Annotated in this window: 8 protein-coding genes; 3 read left to right on the top strand and 5 right to left on the bottom strand. The window is 40.0% G+C overall.

What is annotated here, in order from left to right:
• Positions 1-143 precede the first annotated feature (143 nt).
• The 3 genes from H7844_03680 to H7844_03670 all read left to right on the top strand — a co-directional run bounded on the left by H7844_03680 (position 144) and on the right by H7844_03670 (position 5783).
• Positions 144-437 carry a hypothetical protein gene (locus H7844_03680; protein ID MEO5356384.1) on the top strand — a complete coding sequence of 98 codons (294 nt, stop codon included), beginning with the start codon at positions 144-146 and terminating at the stop codon, positions 435-437.
• Positions 438-1067: 630 nt separating this feature from the next.
• Positions 1068-4046, top strand: a complete 2979-nt coding sequence (locus H7844_03675) for a PAS domain S-box protein (GenBank protein ID MEO5356383.1) — start codon at positions 1068-1070, stop codon at positions 4044-4046.
• A 30-nt stretch (positions 4047-4076) separates the two neighbouring features.
• Positions 4077-5783 (top strand): sigma 54-interacting transcriptional regulator, encoded by a 1707-nt coding sequence (locus tag H7844_03670; protein MEO5356382.1) that lies wholly within the window; start codon positions 4077-4079, stop codon positions 5781-5783.
• A 110-nt stretch (positions 5784-5893) separates the two neighbouring features.
• Here the strand turns inward: H7844_03670 and H7844_03665 are convergent, their stop codons facing one another.
• The 5 genes from H7844_03665 to rph all read right to left on the bottom strand — a co-directional run bounded on the left by H7844_03665 (position 5894) and on the right by rph (position 12831).
• Positions 5894-6805, bottom strand: coding sequence for a diguanylate cyclase (locus tag H7844_03665; GenBank protein ID MEO5356381.1), 912 nt, complete (start codon positions 6803-6805; stop codon positions 5894-5896).
• Positions 6806-6807: 2 nt separating this feature from the next.
• Positions 6808-10536: a response regulator gene (locus H7844_03660; protein ID MEO5356380.1), complete on the bottom strand. Its 3729-nt coding sequence runs from the start codon at positions 10534-10536 to the stop codon at positions 6808-6810.
• A gap of 56 nt (positions 10537-10592) precedes the next feature.
• Positions 10593-11423 (bottom strand): aminotransferase class IV, encoded by an 831-nt coding sequence (locus tag H7844_03655; protein MEO5356379.1) that lies wholly within the window; start codon positions 11421-11423, stop codon positions 10593-10595.
• A 95-nt stretch (positions 11424-11518) separates the two neighbouring features.
• On the bottom strand, positions 11519-12118 hold the full coding sequence (gene rdgB, locus H7844_03650; protein MEO5356378.1) for an RdgB/HAM1 family non-canonical purine NTP pyrophosphatase: 600 nt from the start codon (positions 12116-12118) through the stop codon (positions 11519-11521).
• Entirely contained in the window at positions 12115-12831 is a 717-nt protein-coding gene (rph, locus tag H7844_03645) for a ribonuclease PH (protein ID MEO5356377.1), read from the bottom strand. The genes rdgB and rph overlap by 4 nt, the downstream gene beginning before the upstream one ends.
• Position 12832: the final 1 nt, after the last annotated feature.

Here is a 12832-nt window from a genome sequence, read left to right as displayed (position 1 = left end):
CTACATATTTTTACCGAATATGCCTTTTCTCCTCTGTTTTCAAACCCTTAGACGTTTTGACACTCGGAACTTCCGTTGTAAAATTATTGAATCTGGCAGAATTACGTAAACTGTCTGAAAAAGTAAATCAGGAGGTAAAAAAGATGCCTATAACGATTGATGTAAGAGAGAGTGCGCTTTTTAAGGAAGGGTTACTTGAGGGGAAACAGGAAGGGTTACTTGAGGGGAAACAGGAAGGGTTACTTGAGGGGCAGCGAAAAGGGTTACTTGAGGCTATTGAATTGGGACTTGAACTCAAATTTAGTATCGCGGGACTTGAGCTGATGAATATGGTTAGAGCTATAAATACTATAGATACATTAGAAGAGTTTAAAAATCTTATCAGAAAAGCCGGTTCAGTGGATGAATTAAAGGAGTTTTTGGGCAAAAACATATAAAACAATTAGGTGCTTATATCGGTAGAAGCAAGCACAGGCGGCTGGGAGCCGGCAACGCCTCTCCTTACAGGGGATTCCCCTTTAAGGGAGATGTCAAGGAGCTTTTGACTATAGCAAAAAGCAAAAGTATGTTCTTATTGAATTTATTAAAAAAGAAGAGATTGCCACAGCCCCTGCGGGGGTTCGCAATGACGGCATATAGCTGTTTTTACTGTGTTTTTTTATTCGTCATTGCCATGAGCGATAGCGACCAGGGGAATCCCCTTCAGGGGAGGGCAATCTCAACCACTAAAAATAATGAACTGAATTATGGTTTTCGCTATATACCGACAAAGTTAGACGAATGAAGGCTACTTGGTATTACCAATTATACACAATAACGGATATAGAGCGCAAGTGGAGCAGGTTTCTAAAAGAAACCTTGATATTTTTTTATACCTGAGGCCTTATCTTTAAGCGACTACGCACTGTTCTTTTTTTTACCTACTCTTTTTGCCTACTACAAACGCAAAAGAACCCTTTATTTTTATACTGGATTATGGTTATAATGAATCATTATATACAAACACTTCACTATTATTATTTCATGGGAGTGGTCTAATTCCTTATTTTTTTGGAAGGAGGTTTATAATGGTTAATGAAAAAATTCTTCCTAAAATATCATGGATACCCATTTGCATTTTCATCTGTATCTCGGTAATTATCTGCGTAACCGGCTACCTTACATATAGCAAACAAAAGGAACACTTAATTAAGCATATTACAGATGACTTATCAGCCATAGGCACTCTGAAAACCAATCAGATAATAAAATGGAAAAAAGAACGTTATAGGGATGCACTGGCTATCAAAGAGAGTGCAATATTTGCTTCCTATGTAAGCCAATATCTAAAGAACAGGAACTCGGAATTGCATAACGCCACACTCAAATCACGATTACTGTCCATTAGAAATGTAAACATGTATTTAAGAGTAATACTTACCGGCAAGGACGGCTCTGTCGTTCTTTCTACAGAAACCGGCAAGCTCCTTGATAAGTTTTCAAAGTCTCTTATTGATAAAGCTATAAGCACAAAAGATATTGTATTTTCCGACCTTTATATGAACTTAGACAATGCCGTTAGATTGACTGTTGCAGTGCCTGTTTTACTAAAAGATTTTACTAACCATGATTTACCGCCGGAAGTGACAGGCACAATTTTATTAGACATTGATCCAAATGAAGAGCTGTTCCCATTAATCCAGACATGGCCAACGCCTAGTGATAGCGCCGAAACACTTTTGATACGCCGTGAAGGTAATGACGTAGTCTATCTGAATGAGCTGCGACACAAAAAAGGCACAGCCTTAGTGTTTAGACTCCCTATTGATGAAAAGACAATGCTGCCTGCAGCAATGGCGGTGTTAGGTCAAAAAGGTCTGGTGGAAGGTTTTGATTATAGGGGGCATAGGGTTATTGCCTCTATTATGCCGGTACCGGATACTCCATGGTTTATTGTTTCTAAGGTGGATACAGACGAAATATATCAACCGATAAGGGAATTTTCGATTCTGCTTGGTTTTATTGTTATTTTGTTAATAGCATTAACTCTTACCGGCATCTCTGCTTTATGGTACAGGAGAAACGCTAATATTATAGCAAAACTTTATGAAAGCAACGAGCTGTTTCGCAGGGTTTTTGAAGACGGTCCGATAGGAATAAGTCTTTCGGAGACTAATTATAAATTCGTTAATGCCAATAAAAAATTTTGTGATATACTTGAGTATTCCTTAGACGAATTAAAAAATATGACATTTCTTGACTTTACTCACCCTCGCTATATTGCAAGAGATACGGAACTTGTAAAACAACTCTACAGGCAGGAAATACCCTCATTTACAGTCGAAAAGCAATATATTACTAAACCAGGAAATGTGATATGGGCCAACTTAACCTTATCTGTTATAAAAGGCAGCGATGGAAAAGTACTATACGGTTTAGCAATGATTCAAGACATTACCGGCGCTAAAAAAATGCAGCAGGAGCTAGTCCGCACAAACCGCCTTTATGCGGCTTTAAGCCAGGTAAATCAATGTATAGTAAGGACAAAAAATAAAACTGTGCTTCTTAAAATGATATGCCAAATCTGTGTAAAATATGGGATGTTTAAAGCAGTATGGATAGGGATTATTGATAAAGATACACTTTCATTGAATCCGGTAGCGTCTGCCGGTGTAGAAAAAGAGTGTTTAAGCGAACTGGCAGGGGTATCTGTATCAGAAATAGTATTAAGAGACGGTAAGTACCTCATAAATAATGACTTGAGAATAAAGCCGGCTCAAACATACAATGCAAATAATGCCAACTATCGTTCTTACGCCGTCTTTCCAATAATAATGAAGGAGAAGGTTATCGGCGTACTGACGATATACTCGTCTGAAAAGAATTTCTTCATGGAACCGGAAATAACACTTATAGAGGAAATTGTACTTGATCTATCTTATGCATTGGAGACGATAGAGAATGAACAATCTAAACGAATAATTGAACTGGCTTTCAGGGAAAGTGAAAAGAAGTACCGGCAAATAGTAGAACTGGCGCAGGAGGGGATTTGGGTTATTGATAAAGATTCAGTTACAACATTTGTCAATCAAAAAATGGCTGATATGTTAGGATATACCGTTGATGAGATGACAGGCACTGAATTGTTCAGGTTTATGGATATCCGGGGGATCGAAATAACTAAACGAAATATACAAAGGCGCAAGGAAGGCATTACAGAGCAACACGACTTTGAATTTACCAGAAAGGATGGAAAAAGAATTTATACTATACTCTCAGCGTCGCCGATTATGGATGAAAACGGCAAATATGAAGGCGCTATCGCATTGGTTAATGACATTACAGAGAGAAAACACAAAGACCGCCTTCTTTTTTTACGTGACCGAATGGCGAAAATGGGCGAGATGTTAAGCCTGATAGCCCATCAGTGGAAGCAGCCGATAGCAGCATTAGGAGCCGCTGTCAACAGGTTTGAGCTTGACTCAATGTTAGATTCTTTATCTAAAAAAACTGTGTCTGAATTTCTTAGTAAAATTAAGTTTCAGATTGCACACCTGTCACAAACAATTAATGACTTTAGCAACTTTTTCAAGCCGGAAGTAGGCAAACAAAAATCTGACATGAATAGCATTATTGGGAAAACCCTCAGAATAATTGGATCTCAGTTTCAGGCTGGTGGTATTGACATAGAAGTTAATTATCAATCGGATATCGAGTTGGAAACTCATGCAAATGAACTTGTTCATGTATTTTTAAGCATTCTTGTCAACTCAAAAGATGCAATAGACGGCAGGAGGGTGGATAACCCAAAGGTGACAATTAATGTTTATCAGGAAGATGGTTATGCGGTTACAGAGATTTCAGATAACGGAGGCGGAATCCCCTCAGAGATATTAGATCAAATTTTCTTTCCATATTTTTCTACTAAGGAGGAGCTTAATGGTACCGGCCTTGGCCTGTATATGGCCAGGATGATTGTTGAGGAGCACTGTAACGGCACAATCAGTGCCGGCAACAGGAAGCACGGAGCAGTTTTTACTATAAAGATTCCAGTAAATATTTTATAATAAAAGATGGAAAGCACTGTCGCAGAATTAATGCAATATGCTAAAGAACTTACGGTTCTGTACGTTGAGGATAACAACAGCATAAGGGAGGACATGACTTATGTCCTTGGCAGATTTTTCAGTTTAGTTACAACTGCCACAAACGGTAAGGATGCTGTGGATATGTACCAGCTGCAAAAGTACGATCTGATAATAAGCGACATTCGGATGCCTGTAATGGATGGCATTGAAATGACAAAAGAGATAAAAAAGATTAATAAGGAGCAGGTAATAATTATAACCTCCGCACACGATGAGGCGCGGTATCTGTTGGATTTAACAAATCTGGGAATAGATAAATTCGTAATGAAACCCATTGATAACAAAACATTTTTGAAGACCGTTGCCCAGAGTTGCCGGCACATCACATATGAAAGGGAAATTCAGAGATACAAAACAAACACAGAGGCAATTTTCAGAAGCGTTGGCGAGGCTATAATAACCGTTGATAATGATATGAAAATAATAAATGCCAATAATGCAGTAAAAACTATTTGCGGCAAGGTCCCTGAAAATATTATCGGCAATGATTTTAATTCAGTTTTTTCAACATGTACTAATAGCTGCTGTGAAACCCTGGCTGAGACAATGCGAGATGGAGAACCTTCAAAAAAAAGCCGGCTGGAATGTTGCCAGTCACATAAGACTTCCGTGGTAAACGTGACGACTTATCCTTTACTTGGCAACAACGGCAAGCACTACGGTGCAGTGATGGTAATCAGAGACGACACCTATACATCAATGCTGGAGACCGAACTAAAGCAAAGGAGGGAGTATCACAAATTAGTCGGCAAAAGTGAGGCTATGCAAAAGGTCTATTCCCTGATACAGAGTCTTGCAGTTGTAAAGACCACAGTTGTCATAACGGGTGAAAGCGGTACAGGGAAAGAACTGGTTGCAGAGGCGATTCACTATACCGGAGAGCGCGGCGGCAAACCGCTGGTTAAAGTAAATTGTAGCGCACTGTCTGAGGGACTGCTTGAAAGTGAATTATTCGGACATGTCAAAGGGGCCTTTACAGGAGCTTTAAAGGACAAAACCGGAAGATTTCAAATGGCGGAGGGGGGTACGATTTTTCTTGATGAAATCGGCGATATGTCTCTGAATACTCAACTGCGATTATTGCGTGTGCTGCAGGAATTTGAATTTGAGCGTGTGGGAGATTCCATCCCCGTCAAGTCAGACGTAAGAGTGCTGGCGGCTACTAATCAGGACCTTAAGCGGAAGGTTGTCAAAGGAGAGTTCAGGGAGGACTTATACTACAGAATAAACGTTATGGAGCTTCATATTCCGCCACTTCGGGAAAGATTATCAGACATACACTCACTGGTAAGCCATTTTTTAGATAAATTCAATCTGAGATTCAAAAAGAACATACAAAACGTATCAGCCGATGTTATGAAGCGCTTTATGGGCCACCGATGGGCAGGGAATGTGCGGGAACTGGAACATGCTATGGAACATGCCTTTGTCCTGTGTGATAAGCCCGTAATTACAGTTGATGATTTACCGGCGAATTTTAAAGAACGAGCAGAGATAATAGAAAATACACCGGAGGGCTTTTTATTACCGGATGAGCGCAATAAGATTATCCAGGCCTTAGAACAATCCCGATGGAAAAAGAATAAAGCAGCGGAATTGTTGGGTGTCAGTAGAGTTACTCTCTATGAGAAAATGAAAAAGCACAATATAAAGTAAAAGTGGTATGACTGCAACTTATAGATACTATGAAAGAAAGAGATAGCCCGCTAAAAGTGGTTTTTGGGCAGAAATTTCAGATTACAGCAGACTATCCATTAATTAGACGCTTACAGATAAACATCGCATGTTAATAAATTTCTCCCACCTTGTTTTGACTGATAGAGAAGCTTGTCAACATGGCTTAAAAATATTTCAGGTAAAATGTCAAGAGTAGGGCTTACTTTGGAGCACCCTGCGCTTATGGTAATATAACTGGAGACTTTTGAGAATTCATGGGGTATTTTCAATGCCTCTATTGAAACTCTTATTTGATTGCCTATTTGTACTACACCATCTATGCCGGTTTCCGGAAGCAAACAGACAAACTCCTCTCCACCATATCGTGCCACTAAATCTGTTGGGCGTTTTAGACATGCTTGCAACGTATCGGCTACTTTTCTAAGGCTTATATCTCCCTGTATATGTCCATAGTGGTCATTGTAAAGTTTAAAATAATCAATATCTATAAGCATTAACGACAAAGCAGAATTTATTCTTACCGCCCTGGTCCACTCCCTTCGATATGAATCGTCGAAAGTTCTCCTATTCGGAATTGCAGTTAAGGCGTCTATTGTAGCCAGTTTAGACAAAATGTCCCTTTGTTTTTTCAACTCAAGGTGGTTCTTCACGCGTAATTTCACTATTGATGGATTAAAGGGCTTAGTGATATAATCCACGGCACCGATGTTTAATCCATATGATTCATCTATATCGCCATCCATGGCCGTTATGAATATTATTGGTATAGATGCAAGATGTTCATCTTCACGAATTGTCTTATATACTTCATATCCATTTATCTCCGGCATAATAATATCCAAAAGAATTAAGTCTGGGACTATTAGCGATGTCATTTCTATGGCTTGATTTCCGCCGGTTGCATAGTATGTCAGATAATCCTCCTGTAACAGTTCGTTCAATATCTTTATATTCATCGGCATATCATCTACAATCAAAATCTTCTGTTTATCTGAATCCATGGTTATTCTCCCTTCACTGAAACAAATTTAAACTTGCTGAAAATTTGTTGCAATACAGAAAGAGCCGCAGCATAGTTTAGATTTGATATATTTTCCTGTAACTTATTTACCGTCTCCGCCTCTGATACACTCTCTATAGTGCTCTTTATACTTTCAAAATATGTCACCGTATGCAAGGCGTTTTCATTTAGAAGCTTATTTAGTTTAAAGTATATGCTTTTTAAAGAATTTACATCTAAAGGTTCTTCATCACTTTTCGAACCAGACTTGTCTTTCTTAAAATTCTCAAACATGTCAACCGAGCTGTAGAGGCGTCTTAGCTTTGTCTGAAGTCTGTCCAGATTTACCGGTGTTTCCTCCGATAAGGCACTTTCTATGCTTACTATTTCATTATAGATTTCAACAGCCGACATGTTGGCGGACATTCCCTTTAGACCATGAAGCAAGTGCTTAGCCCTCTCGTAGTTCTTTGCAGTGATTGCATCCATTATATCATCCATTATAGTTTCAGAGCTGTTCCTAAATTCCGTTAGAATATTTTCAAGTAGTTTTGTGTTATAGTTGAGCCTCCTCAACAATGCCTTAACATCTATTCCCTCAAATTCATACGGGAAATATATATCGTCAGCCGACAATACTTCGCTCCTGCTGACTTTAGTCTTTAACCACTTACTGAGTTTATCATAAAACGCTTCATTATCTATAGGTTTTGATATATAGTCATTCATACCGGCATCAAAATATCTCTCTATCTCCTCCTTCATCGCATGGGCTGTCATTGCGATAATTGGGAGTTCGTCTTTGGAGAGTTTTTTTCTAATTTGTTCTGTTGCCTGAAATCCATCCATCTCCGGCATATGTATGTCCATTAAAACAATATCGTAAACATCTCCTCGTTCAACTATTTTTGATACAGCTATTAAGCCATTGTTGGCAAATTCAACATTCACACCGGATTGTTCCAATAATTCCCCTGCAATCTGCCTGTTTATCGGATGATCTTCCACAACTAACACCCTGGCACCTTTGAAGTCTTCAACCTTGCGTAATTCCATCTCGAGTTTCTTAGAGGATAATGGTTTAAATCTGCCAAACACTTCAAGTATGGCGTTAAACAACTGTGAGGGGTGAATAGGTTTATTGAGGCATACGTCAACTCCCAGTTCTCCGGCAGATTGTCTCAGCTCTTCGCTGTCATATGCAGTCACCATAATTATAATAGGAATATTAATAATATCGGTATCGTTCCTTATACATTTTATAGTCTCTAAGCCATTCATACCAGGCATTTTGAAATCCATTAAAGTCAATTTATATTGATCCTCCTGTGGTGCTTTCGATACCCGTTTTATCTCATCAATTGCCGACTCTCCGGAATCCACTGCCGTTACACTAAAAGTGAAAGCCTCTAAAATAGAACTCAAAATATCTCTTGAAGTTTTATTATCGTCCACAACCAATGCTCTTAACTTATATAAATCATCTGGAACTGCATAACGCTCTACACTACATGGTTTCCGGCAGCCTAATATTACTGTGAAAGTAAATTTACTTCCTTTACCGTACTCACTCGTTACAGTTATGTCACCATTCATTTTTTTCACCATATTGTCACAGATTGCTAATCCCAGTCCTGTTCCACCATAGACTCTGGTAGTAGAAGCATCCAGTTGGGTAAAAGGTTTGAATAAAGATGATAGTTGTTCCTGTTTAATTCCTATGCCGGTATCGCTTATTGAAAACTCTAATACAACCTCAGTCTCTGTTACAGTCAAAGCCTTTACCGAGAGGATTATCTCTCCTTTTTCTGTGAACTTAACAGCATTGTTCAGCAAATTCGTAACTATCTGTCCCAACCTTAAAGGGTCTCCTATCAAGTGTTTTGGTACATTGTCCTGGAGAAAATAAATGAGTTCGATTCCCTTTTCTTCCGCCTTTAAGGTATGAACGGCAGCGATATCATTTAAAAGGTCGTCAAGGTTGAAATCTATTGATTCTATTTCAAGTTTGTTTGACTCTATCTTGGAAATATCGAGGACATCGTTTATTATTCCCAAAAGTGATTTAGCTGAAAGTAACAGCTTATTAAGGTAATCCCGCTGTTTTGTTGTTAAATCAGTCTTTAAGGTAAGGGATGATAATCCGATAATTGCATTCATTGGAGTCCTTATCTCATGGCTTATGTTAGCAATGAATTCACTCTTTGCCCTGTTGGCCGCCTCAGCTTCTTTACGGGCTGCGTCCTGTGCCGCCTCTATTCTTTTACGTTCCGATATGTCGCTTGAAAACATAATAATATATTTTTTGTCTTTAATTTCCAGCAAGACTGCTGTAAATTCGACGGGGAAACTGCTTCCATTTTTTCTTATGTTTTTTGTTTCACCCTTTAATTGCTCTCCAGATATTACGCTGCCTATGCTCTCTCTAACAAAATAGGCTCTATCGGTAGAGTTAAGATCATAGATGGATATCTGTTGGAGTTCTTCTATAGTATAACCATACATTTCCGAAGCAGCTCTGTTTGCCTTAATTATTGCTCCGGCACTTTGCCCCTCTGCCTCGCACAGCAATATAGACTCCACGGCATTTTCAAAAAACAACTTGTATTGTTCCTCTATATCGTGTTCCAGTTTCTTTTTCGATTCTAACAAGTCTGCCGTCATTTCGTTAAACGTCTCCGATAAAAAGCCAATCTCATCACTTGAACTAATGTCTGCAATTGCAGAGGTGTCACCTTCTTTTATTCTCATTGCAACGACTGTAAGATTTGTAATAGGTTTGGTAATTGAACGGGCACTGTAAAAAGAGATCGTAAGTACAAGGACAATTGTAATACCGGCAACTCCTATAAAGAGATTGCGCAGCTTAAAAAGCGGGGAAAGTGCCTCATCTCCATCTACTTTCACTACCAGCCCCCAGTTAGTCTTCCCAATAGACTTTGTTACAGCTGTAACTACCTTCCCTCTGTAATCTATCACATCATACAGGGTATTTTCTTTTTTCATCAACGCCTGAACAACCGGACTATCTATTTTACTCATATGAGTAGTTTTTCTCAATACCGAGTTTTCATCGAATCTCAGAGGGACAATAAAAAGGGCGTCTCCATTTTCATCAATCTTTGCGAGGATAGATTCCCCTGTTTTTCCCAATCCGGCATAATCACGGGTAATTTCTATAATTGGCTTAAATGTGGTTTCAACAACCAATATCCCTATCAGCCTCTTTTCATGCACTAACGGACATGAAAGGTAATTGACAACTTTAACCTCATCTCTAAGAGAAAAAACATCCATCGAATAGCCTTTCATTCCCCTGATAAAGTACTCTTCTTTGGAAAAATCCATACTGAGTAGCGAATCGTTTGTCGAGGCGGCCACCTTTCCGTCTTTATTCAATATGTGGATGTCTTCTATGTCCTTTATGACTGCCTTAGCATTTGATATAACAGTGACAACTATTTCCAGTTGTTGTCTATCGCCGGTTTTTAAATAATTCTCAAGTGCTGCACGCATCGGAGGTCTGCTTGTAATTAGATCCATTCTCTCGATATTCATTTCCAGCTTGCTTTCAATTCTCTGTTTCTGAACCGTTGCAGTCGATTCAAGGCTGTCAATAATATGTTGTTTTAATACTATTCCGGCGATATGATAAGCGGCAACGCTAATTGTAAAAATTGGTAATAATGCTATGAACAACAGAATAATAGTAGTTTTTGGATATATCTTCATTTTCTCACATTATTTACTATAGTAGCCCCCATTGTCAAGACCGCTTTTAAAATGTATCATCGTTCCGTCTCTTTTCTATACGCAGCAGCTAACCGATTTGTGATTAACCTTTCTTTGTTAAAGACTCTGCCGTCAGCCTTGCCAACCGGCATTACTTCCATTATTGTGTTTGTTAAGAATACCTCATCAGCACGGTAGAGGGTGGCAGGAAAGAATTCTCCTTCATAGACGGTGATACTTAGCTCCTGTGCTATATCTGTGACGACCTTACGGGTGATGCCGTCAAGAATTCCGCACTCAAGCGATGGAGTGTAGAGAGCACTGCCTTTAACAAAAAAAATGTTGGAAACACTGCACTCGGTTATGTGACCTGAGCTGTTAAGTAAGAGTATCTCACCAGCGCTGCTTTGTTTAGACTCGATTTTGGCAAGTATATTCGGTAGAAAGTTAATGGATTTTATTTGTGTAAGGGTTTTCCACGCCGGGCACTCAATGGGACTTCTCCTCACTGATGCAGTCACTATTTCCATTCCGTCTCTGTAGTATGAATCAGGGTATGGTTTAAAAGTGTGGGCGTAGATAAAGATAGTGGGCTTTGGGCAGACAACCGGATCAAGGCCTGGAGGGCCGGCTCCTCTTGTCACTGTCACCCTGATTGTGGAATCACTGAGGGCGTTTAATTCGATAGTTTTATAAATAAGTGCTTCCAATTCTTCTGTAGAAATACTTAAATTCATGCTTAAGAGGCTGACAGCCCTGTTAAACCTCTTTAAATGTTCATCCGCCTTAAAAACAATTCCGCCGTATGAGCGTAATGTCTCAAAAAAACCGTCACCATAGAGCAGCCCGTGGTCAAAAACGGACACTTTGGCCTCCTCAACCGGCATAAACTCCCCGTTTAGATAAACTATCACAACAGCACTATGTTAGCATAGTTGAGGCGCAGGGGGCAAATGACGAGAAACATGATGAGGGGTTTGCCTTAACCTCTTACAAATTTATCAACAAGAAAATCTTTTAACTTAGCAGAGGCCACAGCTCTGTGGCTTATTGTGTTTTTTATCTCATCACCAAGCTCTGCAAAAGTTTTGTCATAGCCGTTAGGTATAAACACAGGGTCATAGCCAAAACCAAGGGTGCCACGTGGTGAGTCAATTATTTTTCCGTTAACCTCACCCATAAAAAATGTCTCCCGCCCCCCGTCTATAAAACAAAAGGCAGACACATATTTAGCGTTTCTTTTGTGCTGCGGCACATCTTTAAGAAGTTGCAGCAGTTTAACGATGTTGTCGGCATCTGTGGCATTTTTAGCTTTCAGTAAGTCGGCAAACCTTGCCGAGTGAACACCCGGCGCACCGTCCAGTGCTTCAACTTCAAGGCCGGAATCCTCTGAAACCACATAAGTGGCTGACTGCTTATACACATACAGGGCCTTAATCAACGCATTATCCTTGTAGTCATTGCCGTCCTCAACTACGGAAGACAGGTCAACCCCGCCGATAAATTCTATAGACGTGCTCTTAAAAAGCGCATTTATTTCTCGTATTTTTCCTCTATTATTGGTAGCAAGATATATCTTCATGCGGATAGTGCCTCTTTTTGCATCTCCACCAACTCCCCTATTCCCTTAGAAGCCAGGGCAATAAGAATGTCCATAGTCTGCCTGCTAAAGGGATGGCCCTCTGCCGTCCCCTGAATTTCAACAAATTTCCCTGTCCCTGTCATTACAACATTCATATCAACATCGGCGGTGCTATCCTCACTATAGCTTAAGTCAAGCATCGGTTTACCTTCTACAACCCCCACGCTTACTGCGGCAAGGTAGTCTCTAAGCACAGACTTGAGAATTATCCCGTTTTCTTTGGCAAACCTTAGCGCCTCAGCCAGGGCGACATAGGCTCCGGTTATGGCGGCGGTACGAGTGCCCCCGTCTGCCTGCAAAACATCGCAATCTATAAGAATTGTTCTCTCGCCCAGTGATTTTAAATCAACTACCGAGCGAAGAGCCCTCCCTATGAGACGCTGGATTTCCTGAGTCCGCCCGCTTTGTTTACCCCCGCGGGCCTCTCTTTGCATTCGCTGGTTGGTTGACCTAGGCAACATGCCGTATTCGGCAGTTATCCAGCCCTTGCCCTTGTCCTTTAAAAACGGCGGTACCGTGTCCTCTATTGTTACAGTACAGATTACTCTGGTATCGCCGGCGCTGATTAGTACGGAGCCCTCGGCATGTTTCATAACTCCCAAGTCCATCTTAACTGCTCTTAGCTCATTGTCTGCTCTGCCATCAACTCTCATA

This window comes from Nitrospirae bacterium YQR-1, from assembly GCA_039908095.1.
Taxonomy (GTDB): Bacteria; Nitrospirota; Thermodesulfovibrionia; order Thermodesulfovibrionales; family Magnetobacteriaceae; genus Magnetomonas.
This window is presented reverse-complemented; position numbering and strand designations above follow the sequence as displayed.

Excerpts from the sequence above, each read along its gene's own strand:
- H7844_03680 (MEO5356384.1), top strand. The coding sequence starts at position 144 with ATGCCTATAACGATTGATGTAAGAGAGAGTGCGCTTTTTAAGGAAGGG.
- H7844_03675 (MEO5356383.1), top strand. The coding sequence starts at position 1,068 with ATGGTTAATGAAAAAATTCTTCCTAAAATATCATGGATACCCATTTGC.
- H7844_03670 (MEO5356382.1), top strand. The coding sequence starts at position 4,077 with ATGCAATATGCTAAAGAACTTACGGTTCTGTACGTTGAGGATAACAAC.
- H7844_03665 (MEO5356381.1), bottom strand. The coding sequence starts at position 6,805 with ATGGATTCAGATAAACAGAAGATTTTGATTGTAGATGATATGCCGATG.
- H7844_03660 (MEO5356380.1), bottom strand. The coding sequence starts at position 10,536 with ATGAAGATATATCCAAAAACTACTATTATTCTGTTGTTCATAGCATTA.
- H7844_03655 (MEO5356379.1), bottom strand. The coding sequence starts at position 11,423 with ATGCCGGTTGAGGAGGCCAAAGTGTCCGTTTTTGACCACGGGCTGCTC.
- rdgB (MEO5356378.1), bottom strand. The coding sequence starts at position 12,118 with ATGAAGATATATCTTGCTACCAATAATAGAGGAAAAATACGAGAAATA.
- rph (MEO5356377.1), bottom strand. The coding sequence starts at position 12,831 with ATGAGAGTTGATGGCAGAGCAGACAATGAGCTAAGAGCAGTTAAGATG.